The following is a 25471-nucleotide window of genomic DNA, read 5'->3' as shown; positions in this document are numbered from 1 at the left end:
CCTGAAAGGTGAGGGAGGAATACTCCCCCTCAACCGGTGAGACGTGCCCGGCTCGCGCCGGGCGGATGATCAGGCGCGCAGCGGAATCAGGCGCGGGGCGATCATGTTTTCCGGCTTGAGGATGTCGGCCAGGGTGGCCTCGTCCAGGAGCTTCTCCTCGCGTACCAGTTCCAGGACGCCGCGGCCGGTTTCCAGCGCGGTCTTGGCGATACGGGTGGCGTTCTCGTAGCCGATGTAGGGGTTCAGCGCGGTCACCAGGCCGATGCTGTGCTCCACCAACTGGTGGCAACGTTCGACGTTGGCGGTGATGCCGGTGATGCAGTGCTCGCGCAGCATGTCCATGGCGCGCTGGAGCAGGCGGATCGAGTCGAGCACCTTGTAGGCGATCAGCGGCTCCATCACGTTCAGCTGCAGCTGGCCGCCTTCGGCAGCGATGGTCAGTGCCAGGTCGTTGCCCATGATTTCGAAGGCGCACATGTTCACGGCCTCCGGGATCACCGGGTTGACCTTGCCCGGCATGATCGAGCTGCCCGGCTGGCGAGCCGGCAGGTTGATCTCGTTGATGCCGGTACGCGGACCGCTGGAGAGCAGGCGCAGGTCGTTGCAGATCTTCGACAGCTTGACCGCGGTACGCTTGAGCATGCCGGAGAACAGCACGAAGGCGCCCATGTCGGAGGTGGCTTCGATCAGGTCGGCGGCCGGGACGACCGGCTGGCCGCTGATGGCTGCCAGGCGCTCGACGGCCAGCTTCTGGTAGCCGGGGTCGGCGTTGATGCCGGTGCCGATGGCGGTGCCGCCGAGGTTCACTTCGGTCAGCAGTTCCGGCGCCAGACGACGCAGGCGGTCGAGGTCTTCGCCCAGGGTGGTGGCGAAGGCTTTGAATTCCTGGCCGAGGGTCATCGGCACAGCGTCCTGCAGCTGGGTACGGCCCATCTTCAGTACGCCGGCGAACTCTTCGCCCTTGGCGGCGAAGGCCTGGATCAGGCTGTCGAGGCTGGCCAGCAGGGTGTCGTGACCCAGCAGCAGGCCCAGGCGGATGGCGGTCGGGTAGGCGTCGTTGGTCGACTGCGCCATGTTCACATCGTTGTTCGGGTGCAGGTACTTGTACTCACCCTTGGCATGGCCCATGGCTTCGAGCGCGATGTTCGCGATGACTTCGTTCGCGTTCATGTTGGTCGAGGTGCCGGCGCCGCCCTGGATCATGTCCACCACGAACTGGTCGTGGAAGTCGCCACGGATCAGGCGAGCACAGGCTTCGCTGATGGCGGCGTGCTTCTCGGTCGACAGGTGGCCGAGCTGGTGGTTGGCATCGGCTGCCGCTTGCTTGACCATCGCCAGACCGACGACGAGCTTCGGGTAGTGCGACAGCGGCACGCCCGAGAGGCGGAAGTTGTTCACAGCGCGCAGGGTCTGGATGCCGTAGTAGGCGTCAGAAGGTACTTCGAGGGTGCCGAGGAGGTCTTTCTCGATGCGGAACGATGCAACAGGGGACATGACGGGGATTGTCTCAGAGAAACACGGCCAGTGCCGCGATGCCCGGTAGACTAGGGATTTCGCCGATCGGCGGCCAATGCTGTTAAAAGCTGCCTCATGCACAAACGGCATAATGTACGCTGTGACGAATGGATGACGGCGAGCGTGTGGCTGTGCTACGCGCGCCCGGCTCCTGACCAATCGATCAAGCGCGGCGCCGCGCTGGAGATGACGTGAACCTCGAAACCAAATGGCTGGAAGACTTCAGCACCCTGGCCGCCACCCGCAGCTTTTCCCAGGCGGCGGAGAAACGCTTCGTGACGCAGCCGGCGTTCAGCCGGCGCATCCGCAGCCTGGAGGACGCTCTCGGGCTGACCCTGGTGAACCGCCAGCGCACCCCCATCGAGCTGACCGAGGCCGGGCAGCTGTTCCTGGTCACCGCCCGCGCGGTGGTCGAGCAGCTCGGCCAGGTGGTGCGCCACCTGCACCACCTCGAAGGCGGGCAGGGCGAGGTGCTGCAATTCGCCGCTGCCCACTCCCTGGCGCTGGGGTTCTTCCCTTCGTGGATCGCCCGCCTGCGCTCCGAGGGCCTGAACATCGCCAGCCGCCTGGTGGCGACCAACGTCGGCGAGGCCGTGCACCTGCTGCGCGAAGGTGGCTGCGACCTGATGCTGGCCTTCTATGACCCGGACGCCGCGTTGCAGATGGACCCGGAAGTCTTCCCTTCGCTGCACCTGGGCCGCACCGAGATGCTCCCGGTGTGCGCGGTGAACTCCGCCGGCCTGCCGCTCTATGACCTGGACAGCGGCCAGAGCGTGCCGCTGCTGGCCTACAGCGCCGGCGCCTTCCTCGGCCGCGGGGTGAACCTGCTGCTGCGCCAGCGCAACCTGCGCTACACCACCGTCTATGAAACGGCGATGGCCGACAGCCTCAAGAGCATGGCGCTGCAAGGCATGGGCGTGGCCTGGGTGCCGCGCCTGAGCATGGAGTCGGAGCTGGCGCGCGGCGAGCTGGCGCTGTGCGGCGGTCCGCACTGGATCGTCCCGCAGGAGATTCGCCTGTATCGCTGCGCCCTGGTGCGCAAGGCGCAGATCCGCCTGCTGTGGCGCAAGCTGGAGGGCGGGCTGGGGTTGGGCGAGACGTCCTGAGGCGCCGACTGCGTAGGGCGTACAACCGTTCGCGGTTGTACGCCGATACACCGCACTCATGGTTGGCGTCATGGCCGAGCCTGGAGCGCCCTGAAGTCGCGGCTCCGCGATGCTTTCGTAGGAGCAACTGTCTTGTCCCGGCTGAATCTGTGCCAGGGCTTTCCCTCTCACCCCAGCCCTCTCCCTCAGGGAGAGGGAGCCAGATCGTGCCGGCTGACAGAGTAGTTTCGTACTGCACCGGACGGTCCCCTCTCCCGCTTGCGGGAGAGGGTTAGGGTGAGGGGCCCTTGATCTTGTAGGAGCGGAGCCTCTCCGCGAAATCCCGGCGAAGCCGGGACACTCATTACGACCGGTTCGCGGATAAGGCCGGAGTGGTGAGGCGCGGGACGAGAGCCCGTCCCGCGCGTTGGTCCTACATCTCCACCACGATCCGCCCTTCGATCTGCCCGGCGCGCATGCGGTCGAGGATGGCGTTGATGTCATCCAGCTTGCCGGCGCTGACGGTGGCCTTGACCAGGCCTTCGCCGGCGAAGTCGAGCGCTTCCTGGAGGTCGGCGCGGGTGCCGACGATGGATCCGGTGATGTGCAGGCCCTTGAGCACCACGTCGAAGATCGGCGTGGGGAAGTCGCCCGGCGGCAGGCCGACCAGTGACACGGTGCCGCCGCGGCGGGCCATGCCGATGCCCTGGCCGAAGGCGCTGTTGGACACCGCTGTGACCAGCACGCCGTGGGCGCCGCCGATATCGCGCTGCACCACTTCGACCGGGTCTTCCTTCTTCGCGTTGATGGTCAGGCTGGCACCCAGGCGCTTGGCCAGCTCCAGCTTGGCGTCATCCACGTCGACCGCCACCACGTGCAGGCCCATGGCCTTGGCGTACTGCACGGCGACGTGGCCGAGGCCGCCGATGCCGGAGATCGCCACCCACTGGCCGGGGCGTGCTTCTGTTTCCTTCAGGCCCTTGTAGACGGTGACGCCCGCGCAGAGGATCGGCGCGATCTCGGTGAAGCCGACATTTTTCGGCAGGATGCCGACATAGTTCGGGTCCGCCAGTACGTACTCGGCGTAGCCGCCGTTCACCGAATAGCCGGTGTTCTGCTGGTGCTCGCACAGGGTTTCCCAGCCGGTCAGGCAGTGCTCGCAGCAGCCGCAGGCGGTGTACAGCCAGGGCACGCCGACACGGTCGCCTTCCTTCACGCGGGTGACGCCGGCACCGACCGCGGCGACGAAACCGACGCCTTCATGGCCGGGAATGAAGGGCAGGGCAGGCTTCACCGGCCAGTCGCCTTCGGCAGCGTGAAGGTCGGTGTGGCAGACGCCGGAGGCTTCGATCTTCACCAGAATCTGTCCGGGGCCGGGCAGCGGGACTTTGACTTCCTCGATCCGCAGCGGCTCGCCAAAGGCATGGACGACGGCGGCTTTCATGGTCGTGGGCAGGGTCATGGACATTGCACTCGCTCCTTGAAGGGTGAGGTTCCTGCCCCATCCGGGCAGGGTTGTCAGACGAGTCTGAGCCTCTGAGCCTAGGCCATCTTGAGCTACGGCAAGCTTTTCCGAAGTTGTCGCGGCCTCCGTCGGCTTCTGAATGACGAAATCGGGACCAACGGTCACGCACAGTGCACTCCGCTGCGCCCTTTGCGGTATACTGCGCCGCCTTCAAGCCGGCACTGCCCGCCGGTTTGGCCACGTACAAGCCACGCCCCGACGAGCGTGGCTTGTTGGTTTCTGACGCGCACAAGAGCGCACTTGAGAGAGGCACGACGATGAGCGCACTGGTTGGCGTGATCATGGGTTCCAAATCCGACTGGAGCACCCTGAGCCACACCGCGGACATGCTGGACAAGCTCGGCATTCCGTACGAAGTGAAGGTGGTTTCCGCCCACCGCACCCCGGACCTGCTGTTCCAGTACGCCGAAGAGGCCGATGGCCGCGGCATCGAAGTGATCATCGCCGGTGCCGGCGGTGCCGCCCACCTGCCGGGCATGTGCGCCGCCAAGACCCACCTGCCGGTGCTCGGCGTGCCGGTGCAGTCCTCCATGCTCTCGGGCGTCGACTCGCTGCTGTCCATCGTGCAGATGCCGGCGGGCGTCCCGGTCGCCACCCTGGCCATCGGCAAGGCTGGCGCCACCAACGCAGCACTGCTGGCCGCCAGCATCCTGGGCGGCAAGTACCCGAAATATCACGAAGCGCTGAAGCAGTTCCGCACCACCCAGACCGAATCGGTCTTGGACAATCCGGACCCGCGCGACGCGTGAGCAATGGGCGCCCGCGCGGCGCCCCCGAACAGTGTCAGCAAGCACAGGCTCGAACCATGAAAATCGGTGTCATCGGTGGCGGTCAGCTCGGCCGCATGTTGTCCCTGGCGGGTACGCCGCTGGGCATGAACTTCGCCTTCCTCGATCCGGCTCCGGACGCCTGCGCGCAAGCGCTCGGCGAGCACATCCGCGCCGATTACAGCGACCAGGAGCACCTGCGTCAGTTGGCCGATGAAGTCGACCTGGTGACCTTCGAGTTCGAGAGCGTGCCGGCCGAGACCGTGGCCTTCCTCTCTCAGTTCGTGCCGGTCTACCCGAACGCCGAATCGCTGCGCATCGCCCGCGACCGCTGGTTCGAGAAGTCCATGTTCAAGGACCTGGGCATCCCCACCCCGGCCTTCGCCGATGTGCAGTCCCAGGCTGATCTCGACGCCGCGGTAGCCAGCATCGGCCTGCCGGCGGTGATGAAGACCCGCACCCTGGGCTACGACGGCAAGGGCCAGAAGGTGCTGCGCAAGCCCGAGGACGTCACCGGCGCCTTCGCCGAGCTGGGCAGCGTGCCCTGCATCCTCGAAGGCTTCGTGCCCTTCACTGGCGAAGTCTCGCTGGTGGCGGTACGCGCCCGCGATGGCGAAACCCGCTTCTACCCGCTGGTGCACAACACCCACGAGAGCGGCATCCTGCGCCTGTCCGTGGCCAGCACTGACCACCCGCTGCAGAAGCTGGCCGAAGACTACGTCGGCCGCGTGCTGGACAAGCTGCAGTACGTCGGCGTGCTGGCCTTCGAGTTCTTCGAGGTCGACGGCGGCCTGAAGGCCAACGAGATCGCTCCGCGCGTGCACAACTCCGGCCACTGGACCATTGAAGGCGCCGAGTGCAGCCAGTTCGAGAACCACCTGCGCGCCGTTGCCGGCCTGCCGCTGGGCTCCACCGCCAAGGTGGGCGAGAGCGCCATGCTCAATTTCATCGGCGAAGTGCCGCCGGTGGCCGACGTGCTGAACATCGCCGACTGCCACCTGCACCACTACGGCAAGGCCTTCAAGGCCGGGCGCAAGGTCGGCCACGCCACCTTGCGCAGCGCCGATCTGCCGACGCTCAAGGCGCGCATCGCCGAAGTCGAGGCGCTGATCGCCAAGGCCTGACGGTTGGCTGATTCGCGTATGAAAAAGCCGCGTCAATCGCTGACGCGGCTTTTTTTCTGCCTGATTTCCAGAGTGCTGTAAGGGCCGCGAAACACCGACGCTCGCTCTGCCGCGCGGGGAAACACGGAACGCCGGCCTTTTCTACACTGTCCCATGACAGGCGCGCACCCACCGCGCTCAACCCACAAGGAGGGACTGTCATGGGATTAATCGGAACCATCGTCATCGGCCTGATCGTCGGACTCATCGCACGCTTTCTGAAGCCCGGCGATGACAGCATGGGCTGGATCATGACCATCCTGATCGGCATCGGCGGCTCGCTGTTGGCCACCTACGGCGGCCAGGCGTTGGGCATCTATGCCGCGGGCCAGGCGGCGGGCTTCATCGGCGCGGTGATCGGCGCCATCGTCCTGCTGGTCATTTACGGTCTGATCAAGAAGAATTGACGGTGATTTCCGGCCCTCTCCCGCCAGGGGGAGGGCGCTGGAGGAACATCCCGCCTGTGCCCGACCGGGCCTTTCGAGTCCACGATGCGCCGTACATTGCTCGCCTGCAGCCTGGTGCTGCTGACTTCCCTGGCGTCCGCCGCCGAACTTCCCGAAACCGACTGGCTGTCCCTGATGCCGCCCAGCGACCGCAAGGCGCTCGAAGACATGCCGGAAATCACCCACAACGGCCCCGAGGCCAATGGCACCTTCACCAACAAGGGCGGCCTGAAGCAGAGCGACAAGAAGCTGCCGCAGGTGATGTATTCCACCCGAACCGTCGCCGCGCTGAACGGTAAGGCACTGCGCTTGGGCGGCTACCCGGTACCGCTGGAGAATGATGCCAAGGGCCGGGTCACCGAGTTCTTCCTGGTGCCCTATCCGGGCGCCTGCATCCACGTGCCGCCGCCGCCGCCGAACCAGATCGTGCTGGTGCGCTACCCCAAGGGCATCAAGCTCGACGACATCTACAGCCCCATCTGGGTCAGCGGCACGCTGAAGATCGAGAAGGTCAGCAACGAAATGGCCGACGCGGCCTACGCCATCGATGACGCCAAGGTGCGGCCGGTGGAGGAGAGCGATCTGTAAGAGCCGGCTTTTGTAGGAGGGACTCTGTCCGCGATTGGAATGGTGCCGGCGCAGTTCGCGAGGGACCGTAGGGCGTATAACGCTCCGGGTTCAGCCGTGGCGCTGACCATGGGGTGGGGGTATCGGCGTACAATCGCGAACGGTTGTACGCCCTACGGCTCAGCTTTTCAGCGGCTCACTCCAGATTTCCACCTTCATCGTCTCGCTGCGCCCCGGCGCCACGCTCATCACGTCGTCCCAGACCCGCGCGGTCTCGATGCACAGCATGTTTTCCCAGGCGTCGTCGGGGAACTGCGACAGGCGCGCGGCCTTGTCGATCCACGGGTTCCATACCACCGCCGAGCGCGAGCCGCTGGCCTGGATGTGGATACCGCGCTCCCAGAGCGGATCGCGGATCACCAGGCGCTTCTCCACGTCCAGGTAGATGCGGTCGGTTTCCCCGGCGATGCGCACCAGGCCGTGCTGCTGGCGCTCCTCCCAGTTCTCCAGGGTTTCGATGTAACGGCAGCCCTGCAGGCCGTCGATGCTGATCTCGCGACTGTTGCTCACTGCGAAGTAGGTGTGCAGCGCCTGGCTGATCGGCAGCGGCTTGTCGCCAAGGTTGTGGGTGGTCATTTCCAGGACCAGGCGCTCGCCGAAGCGCATCACCAGTTCCAGGCGAGCCGAGTGCGGCCAGCCGGGCAGGCCGTGGCGGGCATCGATGCTGAAGTGCACGGCCAGCTCGCCCAGCTCGTCGGCGATGTCGTCCAGCTGCCAGTCCACTGCGCGCACCAGGCCGTGGGCCGGGGCGCTGTCGCCGGCGAAGGCGGCCCGGACATCCACTGGGTTGCGCTCCAGGTTGCCGAACCAGGGCCAGCACACCGGAACGCCACCACGCAGGGACTGGCCATGGTGGAACTCGGCGGTTTCGCTCAGCCACACCAGCGGCGGCTGCTCGTGGGGCTGGTAACTCAGCAGTTGTGCGCCCTGTTGGGCGATCAGGGCCTCACCATGGGCGGTGTGGATGCGCCAGCAGGGCAGTTCGTCGACCTGCACCTGCTCGACACGGGGAGTCTGGATATCGCTGCTCATGGTGGTCTCCGGGGCTGCGATGGGAAGGATTCAGTATCACCGATCCTCCGCACGTCGGGCAGTTCCCGGAGAATGAAAAGATCAGCGCAGGCGCAGGTCCGCCAGGTGCCTCCGCTGCAGCCCTTCGCTGTCGAAGTTGGATGCACCCAGCCAGGCCTCGAAGGCCTGCTGGCAGCGTGGCCACTCGCTGTCGATGATGGAGAACCAGGCCGTGTCGCGGTTATGGTCCTTCACCACCATGTGCTGGCGGAAGGTGCCCTCGAAGGTGAAGCCCAGGCGTTGCGCCGCGCGCATCGAGCGGGCGTTGAGCGCGTTGCACTTCCATTCCAGGCGTCGGTAACCCAGTTCGAAGGACAGCCGGGCGAGCAGGTAGACCGCCTCGGTGGAGCCCGGGGTGCGTTGCATGACGCGGCCGAAGGCGATGTGGCCGATCTCGATCACGCCGTCCCTGGGGGTGATGCGCAGGAAGCTGAGCAGGCCCACGGCGTGGCCGCTGGCGCGGTCGATCACGGCGAAGAACATCGGGTCGGCGCTGGCGGCGTTGCCGGCCAGCCACTCGTCGAAGCTCGCCCGTTCGCTGAACGGGCCGTAGGGCAGGTAGTCCCACAGCCGCGGGTCACAGTCCGGGCCTTGCAGCGCCTGCCACAGGTCGTCGCCGTGGGTGGCCGGGTCCAGTGGCGCCAGGTTCACGTAGCGGCCGGGCAGGGTGCGGCGTTCGGGGCTGGCGACCGGGCGCCAGTTAAGGGGGTGTTGCTCAGTCATGGGGCGCTCCCGGTCAGATGATCTTGCGGTACTGGACGAAGCCGGAACGGTCGGCGATCCGGTCGTAGAGGAACATGGCGTCGGTGTTGGTCTCGTGGGTCAGCCAGTGCACCCGCGAGGCGCCGTTGGCGCGGGCGTCGGCGTAGACGTGCTCGATCAGCGCCGCGCCGATGCCGCCACCGCGCTGGTCTTCGGCGACGAACAGGTCCTGCAGGTAGACGTAGTCGCCCTGGGTCCAGCAGGAGCGGTGGTAGATGAAATGCACCATGCCGATGGCAACGCCGCCCCTCCAGGCGAGGGCGGCGTGCATGGGCTCGGCGGGGTCGAGGAAGCGCTGCCAGGTCAGGGCGCTGGTGGCCTCATCGATGGTGGTCTTGTAGAAGCGCTGGTAACCCTGCCAGAGCGGCAGCCAGGCGGCGTGATCGGCAGTGGTGACAGGGCGGATCTCGACAGCGGAAGACATGGTGACGGCCTTGTTTGGGTTGGAATGGTTACAGCCTAGGTTGGGAATTGGTTCTGCTAAAGAGCCATTCATGGTGAAATCAAAGGAACCATTGCCGTCCCTTCGGAATTCACCCGCATGAGTGTCCCGCTGCCCTTCAACCCTTCCGGCATTCGCCTCGATCCCGCGCGTCCGCTGGGTGTGCAACTGTTCCAGGCGCTACGCGAGCGCATCCTCGACGGCCGCCTGGCGGCGCGCTCGCGATTGCCGGCGAGCCGCGACCTGGCGGCGTCCCTGGGCGTTTCGCGCAATACCGTGGTGCGCGCCTACGAGCAGCTTTATGCCGAGGGTTACATCGAAGGGCGCACCGGCGACGGCACCTATGTGGCCGATCGGGTTCAGCCATCGATGGACGCCGTGCGCGGCGAGGCGCGCAGTCCGGATGCGCCGTCACTCGAACGATTGGCGCGGCACCACCTGCCGCTGCCGCCCAGCGGTGCGCCGCGCGCCTTCCGCGTCGGCGTGCCGGCTTTCGACCTGTTCCCCTTCGACACCTGGGCACGGTTGCAGGCGCGCTTCTGGCGCGACCCGCCGCTGGACTGCCTGGGCTACGGCGACCCGGCGGGCGAGCAGCGCCTGCGCGAGCTGGTCGCCGCCTACCTGCGCAGCACACGCGGCCTGCATTGCGACGCCCAGCAGATCATCATCACCAGCGGCGCCCAGCAGGGCATCGCGCTGTGCGCCCAGGTGCTGCTGGCCGAAGGTGACGGCGCGGCCATCGAGAATCCCGGCTACCGCGCCGCTGGCCACGCCTTCGCCACGGCGGGCGCACGGCTGCACGGCGTGCCGGTGGATGCCGACGGCCTGTGCACTTCGCACCTGGAACGGCTGCCGGACTGCCGGCTGGTGTATGTCACACCCTCACACCAGTACCCGACCGGGGTGACCCTGTCCCTGGCACGGCGCCTGGAGCTGCTGGAATGGGCCGAGCGCAGCGGCGGCTGGATTGTCGAGGACGATTACGACGGCGAGTACCGCTACAGCGGAACGCCATTGATGCCGTTGGCGGCACTGGATCGCCATGACCGGGTGCTCTACGTCGGCACCTTCTGCAAGATCGCCTTCCCCGCGCTGCGCCTGGGCTACCTCGTGGTCCCTCCGGCGCTGGCGCAGGCCTTCGCCCGGCGTCGCGCGCTGGATGTGCGGCACTCGGAGGTCGGCACCCAGCGGGTGATGGCCGACTTCATCGCCGAAGGGCATTTCCAGCGTCACGTCCGCCGCATGCGCCGGGCGGCGCGCAGTCGGCGCGATGCCTTGCTGCGCGGCTGGCCGGAGGTCGCCGGCTGCGCTCCGATGCCGACGGTGGAAGCGGGGCTGCACCTGTGCGTGCGGGTCGACAGTCGCGAGCGCGAACTCGAACTGGTGCAGCGTGCGCTGGCCGTGGGTGTGGAGGTGAATGCGCTGAGCGACTACTGGCTGCCGGAGTCCACCGAGCCGGAAGATCAGCGCGCCGGGCTGGTCCTGGGCTTCGCGGCGGTGCCCGAGGCGCGGATCGCCGAAGCCTTGAAGGCGTTGCGCAAGGCGTGGCAGTAGGGCGTACAACCGTTCGCGGTTGTACGCCGATACACCATGCCTATCGGAACCTCCACGGTCGACCTCGGAGCGACCTGCGGCCTTGGTGAAACGGCGTATAACGTCGAACGTTATACGCGCTACGCTTCTGCGGCAGTGGAGAGTCCGTTACTCCCGCGAACGCGGAAGCCCGGCATCAGCCTGCCCCTCCCGCTCCGCCCAGTAGGTCTGCTTGTGCCCGCGCGCCTGGTAGTCCCGCGCCAGGGCTTCGGCCTCGGCGCGGGTCAGCTGGCGACGCATGACGAAGCGGTTGCCGTTGTCGTCCAGGCGCAGCAGGCACCAGTCCCGCTCAGGCATTGAAGGTCGAGGTCTTGCGCAGGCGCAGGGCGAGCAGTACCAGCATCACGCCGAAGAACACCGCGTAGGCGCCGATCACCCAGGCCACCGCGACCGCGCCGGCACCGGGGTTGGCGATCATCATCACCCCGAACAGCACCGACAGCGCCCCGGAAAGACCCAGCCACCATTCGTTGGCCAATGCCCTGCGCAGGCGGATTGCCGCGATGATCTGCAGCACGCCGATGACCAGCGCCCAGGCGGCGATCAGCATGAGCAGGCCGAGCGCCGTCAGCGCCGGCCAGAAGAACGCCACCAGCCCTGCGCCGACACCCAGCAGGCCGACCAGTACCAGCGGCCAGATCGGCCTGCCCGATTCGCGCATGCGCGCGGCGGCGAGCAGGGTGAACACCCCGTCGACGAAGGCGTAGGCGCCCCAGACCAGGACCAGCACGGCCAGGGCGATGGCCGGCCAGGCGAGCGCCAGCACACCGAAGATCACCGCCGCCACGCCGCGCAGGGCAATCCATTTCCAATGCTGGCCGAGGGCCTGCCAGAGGGGGTTGTCGCTCATGACCGTCTCCACGAAAGGTTTCGCAGACACCATAGTCGCTCGCCCGCGCACGTGCTTGGGCGGCCCAGGTCAACCCGCGGAAAAGAAAAGCCCGGCGCGGGGCCGGGCGAAAGGGCCTGCCTTGGCAGGCTGGCGGTGTCGGGCGACACCGCCGGGGAGATCAGGCCGCGGGTGCCAGGGCCGGTGACGTGGCCTGGCCGTGCAGCGCCTCGTAATCCGCCTTCATGGCTTTGTAGAGGCCGAACATGAACAGGATCAGCACCGCCGAGAACGGCAGGCCGGCCAGCACCACCACGGTTTGCATGGCCGTGAAGTTGCCGGCGAACAGCAGGCCGATGGTCACCAGGGTGATCACTATCGACCAGAGGATACGCAGCCAGTGCGGGGCGTCCTCGTCGAGGTCGCCGCCCTGGCGCGACAGGTTGGCCAGCATCACCGAGCCGGAGTCGGCCGGGGTGAGGAACAGCACGAAGCCGACGAAGATCGACATGCCGATCACCACCTTGGCCAGCGGGTAGTGCTCCAGCAGCAGGTAGATCGACATCGACGGCTGCTCCAGCGCGGCCTTGCCCAGGTCGACGGCGCCGTGGTTCATCACCAGGTCCACCGCGCTGTTGCCGAACACCGAGAGCCAGGCGAGGGTGAAGCCCAGCGGGATCAGCAGCACGCCCATGACCAGCTCGCGCACGGTGCGGCCACGGGAAATACGGGCGATGAACATGCCGACGAAGGGCGCCCAGGAGATCCACCAGGCCCAGTAGAACAGGGTCCACAGACCCAGCCACTCTTCGTTCTTGCCAGCGCCGCCGCCGGTGTAGACGTAGAGGTCGAAGGTCTTGAGCACCAGTCCGTTGAGGTAGTCGCCGAGGTTCTGCACGAAGCCGTTGAGCAGCTCCAGGGTAGAACCGCAGACCAGCACGAACAGCAGCAGCGAGCTGAACAGCACGATGTTCAGGTTGGACAGCCGGCGGATGCCTTTCTCGATGCCGGACACCGCCGCAAGGGTGGCGACCAGGCTCATCACCAGCAGCACGATCAGCAGGGTGGTCTTGGAGTGCTCCATGCCGGTCAGGTACTCGATGCCCGAGGACACCTGCAGCGCGCCGATCCCCAGGTTGGTCACAAGACCGAGCAGGGTGACGAAGATGCCGAAGCAGTCCACCGCGTGGCCGGCGCCGCCCTTCACCCAGCGCTCACCGAGGATCGGCAGCAGCGCTGAACGCAGGGCCAGCGGTTGGCGGTGGCGGTAGGCGAAGTAGCCGACGGCCAGGCCGACCAGCGCGTAGATCGCCCAGCCGTGCACGCCCCAGTGCAGGAAGGTCAGCTGCAGCGCCTGGCGTGCCGCCTGAGGGGTGCCCGCCACGCCTTCCGGCGGATGGTAGAGGTGGTCGATGGGCTCGGAGGCAGCGAAGTACAGCAGCGAGATACCGATGCCGGAGGAGAACAGCATGCCGGCCCAGGCGCCATAGCTGAAGTCCGGCTTCTCATGGTCGGCGCCGAGTTTCAGCTGGCCGTAGCGCGAGAACGCGACCCAGAGGACGAAGAACAGATAGCTCCCGATGGCCAGCATGTAGTACCAGCCGAAACTGTGCGAGAGCCACGCTTGTGTACGGTTCAGGACCGCACCGGCGCTGTCGGGAAAGAGAATGAGGGCGGCGGTCAGAACCAGGATCAGCACGGTGGAACCGTAGAAGACGATCGGATTCAGACGTACCTGCTCGTTTGTTTTTATTGGCGAAGCAGTACTCATTTGGAGGATGACCCCATGACAGTGAACGCATGGCGGCCGGCGACGAGTGCGACTAAGGCACGGCGACGGGCCGCAAACCACAGACACAGCACTGCCGCATGACACTTACCACCTGGATTCTGCGATCCTTGAAGGTTGGATGGAAATGCGGCGATGAACGGCTCGGGCCCGCTTGCACACAAGGCTCGGAGAGGTTCACGGAGCGCAGCTTATTCTTAGTTGATTGAACGTTCAATAAAAACAAAATAGACTGGCCAACAAGTCGCCGGACGGCACAGGTACGTCCAGGCGAAGAGGAGAGACGAAATGCCAAAGGTCGGTATGCAGCCGATTCGCCGTTCCCAATTGATCCACGCCACTCTCGAGGCGGTGGACCAGGTGGGCATGGGTGACGCCAGCATCGCCCTGATCGCCCGCCTGGCGGGGGTCTCCAACGGCATCATCAGCCACTACTTCCAGGACAAGAACGGACTCCTGGAAGCGACGATGCGCCACCTGATGCTGGCGCTGAACAAGGCCGTCGGCGAACGCCGCCAGGCCCTGAAAGATGACGAGCCGCGCTCGCACCTGCGCGCGATCATCGAAGGCAACTTCGATGCGAGCCAGGTCAACGGGCCGGCGATGAAAACCTGGCTGGCGTTCTGGGCAACCAGCATGCACCAGCCGTCGTTGCGCCGCCTGCAGCGGGTCAACGACCACCGTTTGTATTCAAACCTGTGCTGCGAGCTGCGCCGGGTGTTGCCGATCGCCGAAGCGCGCGCGGCGGCCCGTGGGCTGGCAGCGCTGATCGATGGACTGTGGCTGCGTGGCGCGCTCTCGGGCGATGCCTTCGACACCGAGCAGGCACTGGCCATCGCGTACGACTACCTCGATCAACAACTGGCGAAACAGGCGGGATAGCCCGCTGCGCCGGCCTTGCGCACTGACACCTAATAAGAGAGGACACCATCACCATGGCTCGATTCGAAGTACAGAAGCTCTACATCGGCGGTCGCTACGTGGAAGCCACCAGCGGCGCCACCTTCGAAACCATCAATCCGGCCAACGGTGAAGTGCTCGCCCAGGTTCAGCGCGCCTCGAAGGACGACGTCGAGCGCGCCGTGCAAAGCGCGGTAGAAGGGCAGAAGGTCTGGGCGGCGATGACCGCCATGCAGCGCTCGCGCATCCTGCGCCGCGCTGTGGAAATCCTCCGCCAGCGCAACGATGAGCTGGCCGAACTGGAAACTCTCGACACCGGCAAGCCGCTGGCCGAGACCCGCAACGTCGACATCGTCACCGGCGCCGACGTGCTCGAGTACTACGCAGGCCTGGTTCCGGCCATCGAAGGCGAACAGATTCCGCTGCGCGAGACCAGCTTCGTCTACACCCGCCGCGAGCCGCTGGGCGTGGTCGCCGGCATCGGCGCCTGGAACTACCCGGTGCAGATTGCCCTGTGGAAATCCGCCCCGGCCCTGGCCGCCGGCAACGCGATGATCTTCAAGCCCAGCGAAGTTACCCCGCTGACCGCACTGAAACTCGCTGAAATCTACACCGAGGCCGGCCTGCCCGATGGCGTGTTCAACGTCCTCACTGGCAGCGGCCGCGAAGTCGGCCAGTGGCTGACCGAGCACCCGCTCATCGAGAAGATCTCCTTCACCGGCGGCACCTCCACCGGCAAGAAGGTCATGGCCAGCGCCTCGAGTTCCTCGCTCAAGGAAGTCACCATGGAGCTGGGCGGCAAGTCGCCGCTGATCATCTTCGAAGACGCCAACCTCGACCGCGCCGCCGACATCGCCGTCATGGCCAACTTCTTCAGTTCCGGCCAGGTGTGCACCAACGGCACCCGCGTGTTCATCCCGCGCAACCTGCAGGCACGCTTCGAGGAGAAGGTCGTCGAGCGCGTGAAGCGCATTCGCCTGGGCAGCCCGCAGGACGAAAACACCAATTTCGGTCCGCTGACCAGCTTCGCGCACATGGAGAGCGTGCTCTCCTACATCGAGTCCGGTAAGGAACAGAAGGCCCGCCTGCTGTGCGGTGGCGAGCGCGTCACCCAGGGCGAGTTCGCCAAGGGTGCGTACGTTGCGCCGACCGTGTTCACCGACTGCCGCGACGACATGACCATCGTCCGTGAGGAAATCTTCGGGCCGGTCATGAGCATCCTCGTCTACGACACCGAAGACGAAGCCATCCGCCGCGCCAACGACACCGAGTACGGCCTGGCCGCCGGCGTCGTGACCCAGGACCTGGCCCGCGCGCACCGTGCGATCCACCGTCTGGAGGCGGGCATCTGCTGGATCAACACCTGGGGCGAGTCGCCGGCCGAAATGCCGGTTGGCGGGTACAAGCAATCGGGTGTCGGTCGTGAGAACGGTCTGACCACCCTGGCTCACTACACTCGCATCAAATCCGTGCAGGTAGAGCTGGGCGACTACGCCTCGGTGTTCTGACCGCCGCGAGCGAGCCCTGAACGGCCGGTCGCAGGCCCCACTCCCTGACCACCGGCCATCCCGAATACGCAGACACCGACGCGCACGCGTCGCGGGCGGTGTCGTGCCTGAAAAAGAGGAAGGCCTGCATGTCCCAGGAATTCGACTACATCATCATCGGCGCCGGTTCCGCCGGTAACGTACTGGCGACCCGTCTGACCGAAGACGCCGACGTCAGCGTCCTGCTGCTCGAAGCCGGTGGCCCGGACTACCGCGCCGACTTCCGCACCCAGATGCCGGCCGCGCTGGCCTACCCGCTGCAGGGTCGTCGCTACAACTGGGCCTATGTGACCGATCCCGAGCCGCACATGAACAATCGCCGCATGGAGTGCGGTCGCGGCAAGGGCCTGGGCGGTTCCTCGCTGATCAACGGCATGTGCTACATCCGCGGCAACGCCATGGACTTCGATGGCTGGGCCCAGGCCAAGGGCCTGGAGGACTGGACCTACCTCGACTGCCTGCCGTACTTCCGCAAGGCCGAGACCCGCGACATCGGGCCGAACGATTACCACGGCGGCAACGGTCCGGTGAGCGTGACCACGCCCAAGGCCGGCAACAACCCGCTGTTCCACGCCATGGTCGAGGCCGGCGTGCAGGCGGGCTACCCGCGTACCGAAGACCTCAACGGCTACCAGCAGGAAGGCTTCGGTCCGATGGACCGTACCGTGACCCCGCAGGGCCGCCGCTCCAGCACCGCACGCGGCTACCTGGACCAGGCCCGCGAGCGTCCGAACCTGACCATCGTCACCCACGCGCTGACCGACCGCATCCTGTTCAGTGGCAAGCGCGCCGTCGGTGCGACCTATCTGCACGGCAACGACAACGACCTGAAGGAAGTCCGCGCTCGCCGCGAAGTACTGGTGTGCTCCGGCGCCATCGCCTCGCCACAGCTGCTGCAGCGTTCAGGTGTTGGCCCGTCGGCACTGCTGCGCGACCTGGGCATCGACGTGGTGCATGACCTGCCCGGCGTCGGCCAGAATCTCCAGGACCACCTGGAGATGTACCTGCAGTACGCCTGCAAGCAACCTGTCTCGCTCTACCCGGCGCTGCAATGGTGGAATCAGCCGCAGATCGGCGCGGAGTGGATGTTCCTCGGCACCGGCCTGGGTGCGAGCAACCAGTTCGAAGCCGGTGGCTTCATCCGCACCCGTCCGGAGTTCGAGTGGCCGAACATCCAGTACCACTTCCTGCCGGTGGCAATTAACTACAACGGCAGCAATGCGGTGAAGGAGCATGGCTTCCAGGCCCACGTCGGCTCCATGCGCTCTCCCAGCCGTGGCCGCATCAACGTGGTCTCTCGCGACCCGCGCAAGCACCCGAGCATCCTGTTCAACTACATGTCCACCGAGCAGGACTGGCAGGAGTTCCGCGATGGCATCCGCCTCACCCGCGAAATCATGAACCAGCCGGCACTCGATCCCTTCCGGGGCCGCGAGCTCAGCCCGGGCCTGGACAAGAAGAGCGATGCAGAACTGGATGCCTTCGTGCGCGAGCATGCGGAAACCGCCTTCCACCCCTCCTGCTCCTGCAAGATGGGCGAGGACGACATGGCGGTGGTCGACGGCCAGGGCCGTGTGCACGGCATGCAGGGGCTGCGCGTGGTCGACGCCTCGATCATGCCGCTGATCATCACCGGCAACCTCAACGCCACCACCATCATGATGGCCGAGAAGATCGCCGATAAGATCCGTGGCCGTGAGGCGCTGCCCCGCAGCACCGCTGACTACTACAAGGCCAACGGTGCTCCGGTGCGCGGAAAGCCGATGCGCTGATTCCGAAATAAAAAGACGGAGCGCGAAGACGAAAACGCCGGCGAGAGAGCCGGCGTTTTCAGTTTTCAGCCACGACGCGGAGGAACCGGACGGGTACGACCGCTGCCATCGATGGCGACGAAGACGAACACCGCTTCGGTGACCTTGCGCCACTCGCTGGACAGCGGGTCATCGCTCCACACCTCGACCAGCATGCGGATCGAGCTGCGGCCGACTTCCAGCGATTGCGTATAGAAGGAGAGCTGTGCGCCAACGGCGACCGGGACCAGGAAGGCCATGCGGTCGATGGCCACGGTGGCGACGCGGCCGCCCGCGATGCGGCTGGCCATGGCGGTACCGGCGAGATCCATCTGCGCCACCAGCCAACCACCGAAGATGTCGCCAAAGCCGTTGGTCTCGCGCGGCAGGGCGGTAATCTGCAGGGCAAGGTCACCCTGCGGGATGGGATCTTCTTGTTCGAGCTCGATCATAGGTCAGGGCCTCTTGCCCCCGGCGTACTCATGGTGAGGTTGTGGAAAAACTCTCCCAAGACACCTGCCGGTGCAAGGCCTTGGGACAGCTTTTGATCGGCCTGACAGCATTATATAGAGCAAGGCCGGCTACGACGACCGTAGGGTTTCGACTTTGCCCCGTCCACGCATGCCTGTGTCGTCAAAGCGCAATTTGCTATGGTTCGGCACCGGTGGCTCAACGTCGCCGTCATCTGCCTTGCCTGCCGAGAATAATCACAATGCCTTCTGTGAACGCTCCTGCCGCGCCCGCGTCACGTCCGTTGACCCGCAGCGACTACAAGACCCTGTCCCTGTCTGCCCTGGGCGGCGCCCTGGAGTTCTACGACTTCATCATCTTCGTCTTCTTCGCCACCGTGGTCGGCAAGCTGTTCTTCCCGGCCGACATGCCCGAGTGGCTGCGCCAACTGCAGACCTTCGGCCTGTTTGCCGCCGGTTACCTGGCCCGTCCGCTGGGCGGGGTGGTCATGGCGCACTTCGGCGACCTGCTGGGCCGCAAGAAGATGTTCACCCTGAGCATCTTCCTGATGGCGGTTCCCACGCTGATCATGGGCCTGCTGCCCACCTACGAGCAGATCGGCATCTGGGCGCCGCTGGCTCTGTTGCTGCTGCGTGTCATCCAGGGCGCCGCCATCGGTGGTGAAGTGCCGGGCGCCTGGGTCTTCGTCGCCGAGCACGTTCCGCACCGCCACGTGGGCTATGCCTGCGGCACGCTCACTTCGGGTCTGACCGCCGGCATCCTCATCGGTTCGCTGGTGGCGACGCTGATCAACAGCGTCTTCAGTGCCGAGGAGGTACGAGCCTATGCCTGGCGGATTCCGTTCCTGCTCGGCGGCATCTTTGGGCTGTTCTCCGTCTATTTGCGCCGCTGGCTGCACGAGACCCCGGTATTCGCCGAGCTGCAACTGCGCAAGCAACTGGCCGAGGAGGTACCGCTGGGTGTGGTGGTGCGCGAGCATCGTCCGGCGGTGGTGTTGTCCATGCTGCTGACCTGGGTGCTGTCGGCCGGCATCGTGGTGGTGATCCTGATGACTCCGTCGGTGCTGCAGAGCGTGTACGGTTTCGACGCGGCGACCGCCTTGAAGGCCAACAGCCTGGCCATCGTTTTCCTTAGCGTCGGCTGCATCCTGTCCGGGCGCCTGGCCGATCGCATCGGTGCCGGTCGTACCTTTATATATGGCAGCGTGCTGCTGGGTGTCGTCTCCTGGACCTTCTACACCAGTCTCAAGGCGCATCCGGACTGGCTGTTCCCGCTGTACGCGGTGACCGGCCTGTGCGTCGGTGTCATTGGCGCGGTGCCCTACGTCATGGTGAATGCCTTCCCGCCGGTAGTGCGCTTCACCGGCCTGTCCTTCTCCTACAACCTGGCCTACGCCATCTTCGGTGGCCTGACGCCCATGGTGGTTGCCCTCCTTATGAAGGAAGACCCGCTGGGCCCGGCCTACTACGTCGTGGCCCTGTGTGTGGTTGGTCTGCTGGTGGGCGCCTACCTGCTACGCCAGGAGCGCCGCTTGGTGGGGCAGGGTGTGGCGGTAAATTGATCAGTCGGACAGTTTTTTGCAGAAAGTTTAAAAAAGTCGTTGACGGGTCTTTTTAAGTCCCTATAATGCGCACCACTCCCAGCGACGAAGCGCTGAAAGAGCTTGAAAATCAAGCACTTACAAAGATTCGAAGTTGGGGGTGGTGGTCCGGCAGGTGAATCACTTGCCACTCTTCATTCGCTGCTCCGGCAGTGAGTCGAAAAGAAGATCATCGAGGTGCTTGACAGTGAGTTTGATCACTGTAGAATGCGCCTCCCGCTGGCGAGAAGGCTTCCTTCTCCGAAGCGCAAGCGGTTGAGTAGAAAAGAAAATTTTCGAAAACAACGCTTGACAAGATGAGACGCTGCTGTAGAATGCGCGCCTCGGTTGAGACGAAAGCCTTGACCAACTGCTCTTTAACAAGTCGAATCAAGCAATTCGTGTGGGTGCTTGTGATGTAAGACTGATGATCGGCTGATTATCAGCAACGCAAGTAACACTCGTGAATTCGAGAGTTTTAGCTCATTAAATTGAGCATGCGATTGCTGAGCCAAGTTTAGGGTTTTCGCAAAACCCAAGCAGTATTGAACTGAAGAGTTTGATCATGGCTCAGATTGAACGCTGGCGGCAGGCCTAACACATGCAAGTCGAGCGGATGAGTGGAGCTTGCTCCATGATTCAGCGGCGGACGGGTGAGTAATGCCTAGGAATCTGCCTGGTAGTGGGGGACAACGTTTCGAAAGGAACGCTAATACCGCATACGTCCTACGGGAGAAAGCAGGGGACCTTCGGGCCTTGCGCTATCAGATGAGCCTAGGTCGGATTAGCTAGTTGGTGGGGTAAAGGCCTACCAAGGCGACGATCCGTAACTGGTCTGAGAGGATGATCAGTCACACTGGAACTGAGACACGGTCCAGACTCCTACGGGAGGCAGCAGTGGGGAATATTGGACAATGGGCGAAAGCCTGATCCAGCCATGCCGCGTGTGTGAAGAAGGTCTTCGGATTGTAAAGCACTTTAAGTTGGGAGGAAGGGCAGTAAGTTAATACCTTGCTGTTTTGACGTTACCAACAGAATAAGCACCGGCTAACTTCGTGCCAGCAGCCGCGGTAATACGAAGGGTGCAAGCGTTAATCGGAATTACTGGGCGTAAAGCGCGCGTAGGTGGTTTGGTAAGATGGATGTGAAATCCCCGGGCTCAACCTGGGAACTGCATCCATAACTGCCTGACTAGAGTACGGTAGAGGGTGGTGGAATTTCCTGTGTAGCGGTGAAATGCGTAGATATAGGAAGGAACACCAGTGGCGAAGGCGACCACCTGGACTGATACTGACACTGAGGTGCGAAAGCGTGGGGAGCAAACAGGATTAGATACCCTGGTAGTCCACGCCGTAAACGATGTCGACTAGCCGTTGGAATCCTTGAGATTTTAGTGGCGCAGCTAACGCGATAAGTCGACCGCCTGGGGAGTACGGCCGCAAGGTTAAAACTCAAATGAATTGACGGGGGCCCGCACAAGCGGTGGAGCATGTGGTTTAATTCGAAGCAACGCGAAGAACCTTACCTGGCCTTGACATGTCCGGAACCTTGCAGAGATGCGAGGGTGCCTTCGGGAATCGGAACACAGGTGCTGCATGGCTGTCGTCAGCTCGTGTCGTGAGATGTTGGGTTAAGTCCCGTAACGAGCGCAACCCTTGTCCTTAGTTACCAGCACCTCGGGTGGGCACTCTAAGGAGACTGCCGGTGACAAACCGGAGGAAGGTGGGGATGACGTCAAGTCATCATGGCCCTTACGGCCAGGGCTACACACGTGCTACAATGGTCGGTACAGAGGGTTGCCAAGCCGCGAGGTGGAGCTAATCCCACAAAACCGATCGTAGTCCGGATCGCAGTCTGCAACTCGACTGCGTGAAGTCGGAATCGCTAGTAATCGTGAATCAGAATGTCACGGTGAATACGTTCCCGGGCCTTGTACACACCGCCCGTCACACCATGGGAGTGGGTTGCTCCAGAAGTAGCTAGTCTAACCGCAAGGGGGACGGTTACCACGGAGTGATTCATGACTGGGGTGAAGTCGTAACAAGGTAGCCGTAGGGGAACCTGCGGCTGGATCACCTCCTTAATCGAAGATCGCAGCTTCTTCATAAGCTCCCACACGAATTGCTTGATTCACTGGTTAGACGATTGGGTCTGTAGCTCAGTTGGTTAGAGCGCACCCCTGATAAGGGTGAGGTCGGCAGTTCGAATCTGCCCAGACCCACCAATTGTTGTGGTGTGCTGCTGATCCGATGGGGCCATAGCTCAGCTGGGAGAGCGCCTGCTTTGCACGCAGGAGGTCAGGAGTTCGATCCTCCTTGGCTCCACCATCTCTAAATCGTCGAAAGCTCAGACAGGAATGTTCGGTGTAACGAACCTTGCTGTCTGGTCTTTGTGCCAGAACTGTTCTTTAAAAATTTGGGTATGTGATAGAAGTAGACTGAATAATCTCTTTCACTGGTGATTATTCAAGTCAAGGTAAAATTTGCGAGTTCAAGCGCGAATTTTCGGCGAATGTCGTCTTCACGTTCGAGACAATAACCAGATTGCTTGGGGTTATATGGTCAAGTGAAGAAGCGCATACGGTGGATGCCTTGGCAGTCAGAGGCGATGAAAGACGTGGTAGCCTGCGATAAGCTTCGGGGAGTCGGCAAACAGACTTTGATCCGGAGATCTCTGAATGGGGGAACCCACCTAGGATAACCTAGGTATCTTGTACTGAATCCATAGGTGCAAGAGGCGAACCAGGGGAACTGAAACATCTAAGTACCCTGAGGAAAAGAAATCAACCGAGATTCCCTTAGTAGTGGCGAGCGAACGGGGACTAGCCCTTAAGCTTCTTTGAATCTAACAGAACGCTCTGGAAAGTGCGGCCATAGTGGGTGATAGCCCCGTATGTGAAAGGTTCTTTGAAGTGAAATCGAGTAGGACGGAGCACGAGAAACTTTGTCTGAATATGGGGGGACCATCCTCCAAGGCTAAATACTACTGACTGACCGATAGTGAACCAGTACCGTGAGGGAAAGGCGAAAAGAACCCCGGAGAGGGGAGTGAAATAGAACCTGAAACCGTATGCGTACAAGCAGTGGGAGCCTACTTTGTTAGGTGACTGCGTACCTTTTGTATAATGGGTCAGCGACTTATATTCAGTGGCGAGCTTAACCGTATAGGGAAGGCGTAGCGAAAGCGAGTCTTAATAGGGCGATTTAGTCGCTGGGTATAGACCCGAAACCGGGCGATCTATCCATGAGCAGGTTGAAGGTTAGGTAACACTGACTGGAGGACCGAACCCACTCCCGTTGAAAAGGTAGGGGATGACTTGTGGATCGGAGTGAAAGGCTAATCAAGCTCGGAGATAGCTGGTTCTCCTCGAAAGCTATTTAGGTAGCGCCTCACGTATCACTCCAGGGGGTAGAGCACTGTTTCGGCTAGGGGGTCATCCCGACTTACCAAACCGATGCAAACTCCGAATACCTGGAAGTGTCAGCGTGGGAGACACACGGCGGGTGCTAACGTCCGTCGTGAAAAGGGAAACAACCCAGACCGTCAGCTAAGGTCCCAAAGTTGTGGTTAAGTGGTAAACGATGTGGGAAGGCTTAGACAGCTAGGAGGTTGGCTTAGAAGCAGCCACCCTTTAAAGAAAGCGTAATAGCTCACTAGTCGAGTCGGCCTGCGCGGAAGATGTAACGGGGCTCAAACCACACACCGAAGCTACGGGTGCATCGCAAGATGCGCGGTAGAGGAGCGTTCTGTAAGCCTGTGAAGGTGAGTTGAGAAGCTTGCTGGAGGTATCAGAAGTGCGAATGCTGACATGAGTAACGACAATGGGTGTGAAAAACATCCACGCCGAAAGACCAAGGGTTCCTGCGCAACGTTAATCGACGCAGGGTTAGTCGGTCCCTAAGGCGAGGCTGAAGAGCGTAGTCGATGGGAAACAGGTTAATATTCCTGTACTTCTAGTTACTGCGATGGAGGGACGGAGAAGGCTAGGCCAGCTTGGCGTTGGTTGTCCAAGTTTAAGGTGGTAGGCCGAACACTTAGGCAAATCCGGGTGTTCAAGGTCGAGAGCTGATGACGAGTCGTCTTTTAGATGATGAAGTGGTTGATGCCATGCTTCCAGGAAAAGCTTCTAAGCTTCAGGTAACTAGGAACCGTACCCCAAACCGACACAGGTGGTCGGGTAGAGAATACCAAGGCGCTTGAGAGAACTCGGGTGAAGGAACTAGGCAAAATGGCACCGTAACTTCGGGAGAAGGTGCGCCGATGAGGGTGAAGCATTTACTGCGTAAGCCCATGTCGGTCGAAGATACCAGGCCGCTGCGACTGTTTATTAAAAACACAGCACTCTGCAAACACGAAAGTGGACGTATAGGGTGTGACGCCTGCCCGGTGCCGGAAGGTTAATTGATGGGGTTAGCGAAAGCGAAGCTCTTGATCGAAGCCCCGGTAAACGGCGGCCGTAACTATAACGGTCCTAAGGTAGCGAAATTCCTTGTCGGGTAAGTTCCGACCTGCACGAATGGCGTAACGATGGCGGCGCTGTCTCCACCCGAGACTCAGTGAAATTGAAATCGCTGTGAAGATGCAGTGTATCCGCGGCTAGACGGAAAGACCCCGTGAACCTTTACTGTAGCTTTGCACTGGACTTTGAGCCTGCTTGTGTAGGATAGGTGGGAGGCTTTGAAGCGTGGACGCCAGTCTGCGTGGAGCCAACCTTGAAATACCACCCTGGCATGCTTGAGGTTCTAACTCTGGTCCGTCATCCGGATCGAGGACAGTGTATGGTGGGCAGTTTGACTGGGGCGGTCTCCTCCTAAAGAGTAACGGAGGAGTACGAAGGTGCGCTCAGACCGGTCGGAAATCGGTCGCAGAGTATAAAGGCAAAAGCGCGCTTGACTGCGAGACAGACACGTCGAGCAGGTACGAAAGTAGGTCTTAGTGATCCGGTGGTTCTGTATGGAAGGGCCATCGCTCAACGGATAAAAGGTACTCCGGGGATAACAGGCTGATACCGCCCAAGAGTTCATATCGACGGCGGTGTTTGGCACCTCGATGTCGGCTCATCACATCCTGGGGCTGAAGCCGGTCCCAAGGGTATGGCTGTTCGCCATTTAAAGTGGTACGCGAGCTGGGTTTAGAACGTCGTGAGACAGTTCGGTCCCTATCTGCCGTGGACGTTTGAGATTTGAGAGGGGCTGCTCCTAGTACGAGAGGACCGGAGTGGACGAACCTCTGGTGTTCCGGTTGTCACGCCAGTGGCATTGCCGGGTAGCTATGTTCGGAATAGATAACCGCTGAAAGCATCTAAGCGGGAAACTAGCCTCAAGATGAGATCTCACTGGGAACTTGATTCCCCTGAAGGGCCGTCGAAGACTACGACGTTGATAGGTCGGGTGTGTAAGCGCTGTGAGGCGTTGAGCTAACCGATACTAATTGCCCGTGAGGCTTGACCATATAACACCCAAACAATTTGTGTGTTCGATGGTGAAGTCGACGAACCGAAAGTTCGTGTGAACCGCAAAGACTGTCACATACCCGAATCTGGATGAGCGTGTGCGAATGCCACGAGCGTC

Annotated in this window: 19 protein-coding genes, 2 tRNA genes and 2 rRNA genes; 14 read left to right on the top strand and 9 right to left on the bottom strand. The window is 62.9% G+C overall.

The window, feature by feature from the left end; translation table 11 throughout:
- Positions 1-69: 69 nt before the first annotated feature.
- Positions 70-1494, bottom strand: coding sequence for an aspartate ammonia-lyase (gene aspA, locus O6P39_RS26485; RefSeq protein ID WP_275609311.1), 1425 nt, complete (start codon positions 1492-1494; stop codon positions 70-72).
- A gap of 212 nt (positions 1495-1706) precedes the next feature.
- On the opposite strand from aspA, the gene O6P39_RS26480 reads away from it, so the two are divergent.
- Complete coding sequence (locus tag O6P39_RS26480; protein ID WP_275609310.1) at positions 1707-2621, top strand: LysR substrate-binding domain-containing protein; 915 nt, start codon at positions 1707-1709, stop codon at positions 2619-2621.
- Positions 2622-3033: 412 nt separating this feature from the next.
- Here O6P39_RS26480 and adhP read toward each other — a convergent pair whose 3' ends face one another.
- On the bottom strand, positions 3034-4062 hold the full coding sequence (gene adhP, locus O6P39_RS26475) for an alcohol dehydrogenase AdhP (protein WP_275612036.1): 1029 nt from the start codon (positions 4060-4062) through the stop codon (positions 3034-3036).
- Positions 4063-4382: 320 nt separating this feature from the next.
- Between adhP and purE the strand changes: the two genes are divergently transcribed.
- The 4 genes from purE (at position 4383) to O6P39_RS26455 (ending at position 7089) form a co-directional block, all read left to right on the top strand.
- Entirely contained in the window at positions 4383-4874 is a 492-nt protein-coding gene (gene purE, locus O6P39_RS26470) for a 5-(carboxyamino)imidazole ribonucleotide mutase (RefSeq protein WP_015479603.1), read from the top strand.
- 56 nt (positions 4875-4930) lie between these two features.
- Entirely contained in the window at positions 4931-6016 is a 1086-nt protein-coding gene (locus tag O6P39_RS26465) for a 5-(carboxyamino)imidazole ribonucleotide synthase (RefSeq protein ID WP_275609309.1), read from the top strand.
- A 200-nt stretch (positions 6017-6216) separates the two neighbouring features.
- Entirely contained in the window at positions 6217-6462 is a 246-nt protein-coding gene (locus O6P39_RS26460; protein ID WP_017521572.1) for a GlsB/YeaQ/YmgE family stress response membrane protein, read from the top strand.
- Between the two features lie 84 nt (positions 6463-6546).
- The gene (locus tag O6P39_RS26455; protein WP_275609308.1) at positions 6547-7089 is read left to right on the top strand and encodes a DUF3299 domain-containing protein; all 543 of its coding nucleotides are present in this window, start codon (positions 6547-6549) and stop codon (positions 7087-7089) included.
- Positions 7090-7248: 159 nt separating this feature from the next.
- On the opposite strand, the gene O6P39_RS26450 is transcribed toward O6P39_RS26455, so the two are convergent.
- The 3 genes from O6P39_RS26450 to O6P39_RS26440 all read right to left on the bottom strand — a co-directional run bounded on the left by O6P39_RS26450 (position 7249) and on the right by O6P39_RS26440 (position 9385).
- Complete coding sequence (locus tag O6P39_RS26450) at positions 7249-8160, bottom strand: D-hexose-6-phosphate mutarotase (protein ID WP_275609307.1); 912 nt, start codon at positions 8158-8160, stop codon at positions 7249-7251.
- An 81-nt stretch (positions 8161-8241) separates the two neighbouring features.
- Positions 8242-8922: a GNAT family protein gene (locus O6P39_RS26445; protein WP_275609306.1), complete on the bottom strand. Its 681-nt coding sequence runs from the start codon at positions 8920-8922 to the stop codon at positions 8242-8244.
- A 13-nt stretch (positions 8923-8935) separates the two neighbouring features.
- Positions 8936-9385: a GNAT family N-acetyltransferase gene (locus tag O6P39_RS26440; RefSeq protein WP_275609305.1), complete on the bottom strand. Its 450-nt coding sequence runs from the start codon at positions 9383-9385 to the stop codon at positions 8936-8938.
- Between the two features lie 117 nt (positions 9386-9502).
- On the opposite strand from O6P39_RS26440, the gene O6P39_RS26435 reads away from it, so the two are divergent.
- Positions 9503-10957, top strand: coding sequence for a PLP-dependent aminotransferase family protein (locus O6P39_RS26435; protein ID WP_275609304.1), 1455 nt, complete (start codon positions 9503-9505; stop codon positions 10955-10957).
- A 147-nt stretch (positions 10958-11104) separates the two neighbouring features.
- Here the strand turns inward: O6P39_RS26435 and O6P39_RS26430 are convergent, their stop codons facing one another.
- The 3 genes from O6P39_RS26430 to O6P39_RS26420 all read right to left on the bottom strand — a co-directional run bounded on the left by O6P39_RS26430 (position 11105) and on the right by O6P39_RS26420 (position 13596).
- Positions 11105-11293: a hypothetical protein gene (locus O6P39_RS26430; protein ID WP_275609303.1), complete on the bottom strand. Its 189-nt coding sequence runs from the start codon at positions 11291-11293 to the stop codon at positions 11105-11107.
- Positions 11286-11846: an HdeD family acid-resistance protein gene (locus tag O6P39_RS26425; protein ID WP_275609302.1), complete on the bottom strand. Its 561-nt coding sequence runs from the start codon at positions 11844-11846 to the stop codon at positions 11286-11288. Before O6P39_RS26425 ends, O6P39_RS26430 begins: the two co-directional genes overlap by 8 nt.
- A 160-nt stretch (positions 11847-12006) precedes the next feature.
- Complete coding sequence (locus tag O6P39_RS26420; RefSeq protein ID WP_275609301.1) at positions 12007-13596, bottom strand: BCCT family transporter; 1590 nt, start codon at positions 13594-13596, stop codon at positions 12007-12009.
- A gap of 306 nt (positions 13597-13902) precedes the next feature.
- On the opposite strand from O6P39_RS26420, the gene betI reads away from it, so the two are divergent.
- From betI to betA, 3 genes are all read left to right on the top strand, one after another.
- Positions 13903-14496 (top strand): transcriptional regulator BetI, encoded by a 594-nt coding sequence (gene betI / locus O6P39_RS26415; protein ID WP_275609300.1) that lies wholly within the window; start codon positions 13903-13905, stop codon positions 14494-14496.
- Between the two features lie 53 nt (positions 14497-14549).
- Positions 14550-16022: a betaine-aldehyde dehydrogenase gene (betB, locus tag O6P39_RS26410; protein WP_275609299.1), complete on the top strand. Its 1473-nt coding sequence runs from the start codon at positions 14550-14552 to the stop codon at positions 16020-16022.
- 128 nt (positions 16023-16150) lie between these two features.
- Positions 16151-17833, top strand: coding sequence for a choline dehydrogenase (gene betA, locus O6P39_RS26405; RefSeq protein ID WP_275609298.1), 1683 nt, complete (start codon positions 16151-16153; stop codon positions 17831-17833).
- Between the two features lie 65 nt (positions 17834-17898).
- Here betA and O6P39_RS26400 read toward each other — a convergent pair whose 3' ends face one another.
- On the bottom strand, positions 17899-18303 hold the full coding sequence (locus O6P39_RS26400; RefSeq protein ID WP_015479588.1) for an acyl-CoA thioesterase: 405 nt from the start codon (positions 18301-18303) through the stop codon (positions 17899-17901).
- 260 nt (positions 18304-18563) lie between these two features.
- Here O6P39_RS26400 and O6P39_RS26395 point away from each other — a divergent pair, with 260 nt between their 5' ends.
- The 5 genes from O6P39_RS26395 (at position 18564) to O6P39_RS26375 (ending at position 25352) form a co-directional block, all read left to right on the top strand.
- Positions 18564-19883 carry an MFS transporter gene (locus O6P39_RS26395; protein ID WP_275609297.1) on the top strand — a complete coding sequence of 440 codons (1320 nt, stop codon included), beginning with the start codon at positions 18564-18566 and terminating at the stop codon, positions 19881-19883.
- Between the two features lie 565 nt (positions 19884-20448).
- A 16S ribosomal RNA gene (locus tag O6P39_RS26390) occupies positions 20449-21984 on the top strand.
- Between the two features lie 64 nt (positions 21985-22048).
- A tRNA-Ile gene (locus O6P39_RS26385) sits at positions 22049-22125 on the top strand.
- A 27-nt stretch (positions 22126-22152) separates the two neighbouring features.
- A tRNA-Ala gene (locus O6P39_RS26380) sits at positions 22153-22228 on the top strand.
- Between the two features lie 232 nt (positions 22229-22460).
- Positions 22461-25352 (top strand): 23S ribosomal RNA (locus tag O6P39_RS26375).
- Together the 16S and 23S rRNA genes with 2 tRNA genes alongside form the textbook arrangement of a ribosomal RNA operon.
- Positions 25353-25471 lie beyond the last annotated feature (119 nt).

It is taken from the genome of Pseudomonas sp. PSE14, assembly GCF_029203285.1.
Lineage (GTDB): Bacteria > Pseudomonadota > Gammaproteobacteria > Pseudomonadales > Pseudomonadaceae > Pseudomonas.
The sequence above is the reverse complement of the archived record's forward strand: the minus strand, read 5'-3'. Positions and strand labels throughout refer to the sequence as shown.

What these genes read in the sequence shown, in the direction of transcription:
- adhP (WP_275612036.1), bottom strand. Translation starts at nt 4,062, where the DNA reads ATGACCCTGCCCACGACCATGAAAGCCGCCGTCGTCCATGCCTTTGGC.
- O6P39_RS26430 (WP_275609303.1), bottom strand. Translation starts at nt 11,293, where the DNA reads ATGCCTGAGCGGGACTGGTGCCTGCTGCGCCTGGACGACAACGGCAAC.
- aspA (WP_275609311.1), bottom strand. Translation starts at nt 1,494, where the DNA reads ATGTCCCCTGTTGCATCGTTCCGCATCGAGAAAGACCTCCTCGGCACC.
- O6P39_RS26400 (WP_015479588.1), bottom strand. Translation starts at nt 18,303, where the DNA reads ATGATCGAGCTCGAACAAGAAGATCCCATCCCGCAGGGTGACCTTGCC.
- O6P39_RS26420 (WP_275609301.1), bottom strand. Translation starts at nt 13,596, where the DNA reads ATGAGTACTGCTTCGCCAATAAAAACAAACGAGCAGGTACGTCTGAAT.
- O6P39_RS26465 (WP_275609309.1), top strand. Translation starts at nt 4,931, where the DNA reads ATGAAAATCGGTGTCATCGGTGGCGGTCAGCTCGGCCGCATGTTGTCC.
- betI (WP_275609300.1), top strand. Translation starts at nt 13,903, where the DNA reads ATGCCAAAGGTCGGTATGCAGCCGATTCGCCGTTCCCAATTGATCCAC.
- O6P39_RS26425 (WP_275609302.1), bottom strand. Translation starts at nt 11,846, where the DNA reads ATGAGCGACAACCCCCTCTGGCAGGCCCTCGGCCAGCATTGGAAATGG.
- betB (WP_275609299.1), top strand. Translation starts at nt 14,550, where the DNA reads ATGGCTCGATTCGAAGTACAGAAGCTCTACATCGGCGGTCGCTACGTG.
- O6P39_RS26440 (WP_275609305.1), bottom strand. Translation starts at nt 9,385, where the DNA reads ATGTCTTCCGCTGTCGAGATCCGCCCTGTCACCACTGCCGATCACGCC.
- purE (WP_015479603.1), top strand. Translation starts at nt 4,383, where the DNA reads ATGAGCGCACTGGTTGGCGTGATCATGGGTTCCAAATCCGACTGGAGC.
- O6P39_RS26445 (WP_275609306.1), bottom strand. Translation starts at nt 8,922, where the DNA reads ATGACTGAGCAACACCCCCTTAACTGGCGCCCGGTCGCCAGCCCCGAA.
- O6P39_RS26460 (WP_017521572.1), top strand. Translation starts at nt 6,217, where the DNA reads ATGGGATTAATCGGAACCATCGTCATCGGCCTGATCGTCGGACTCATC.
- betA (WP_275609298.1), top strand. Translation starts at nt 16,151, where the DNA reads ATGTCCCAGGAATTCGACTACATCATCATCGGCGCCGGTTCCGCCGGT.
- O6P39_RS26455 (WP_275609308.1), top strand. Translation starts at nt 6,547, where the DNA reads ATGCGCCGTACATTGCTCGCCTGCAGCCTGGTGCTGCTGACTTCCCTG.
- O6P39_RS26395 (WP_275609297.1), top strand. Translation starts at nt 18,564, where the DNA reads ATGCCTTCTGTGAACGCTCCTGCCGCGCCCGCGTCACGTCCGTTGACC.
- O6P39_RS26435 (WP_275609304.1), top strand. Translation starts at nt 9,503, where the DNA reads ATGAGTGTCCCGCTGCCCTTCAACCCTTCCGGCATTCGCCTCGATCCC.
- O6P39_RS26450 (WP_275609307.1), bottom strand. Translation starts at nt 8,160, where the DNA reads ATGAGCAGCGATATCCAGACTCCCCGTGTCGAGCAGGTGCAGGTCGAC.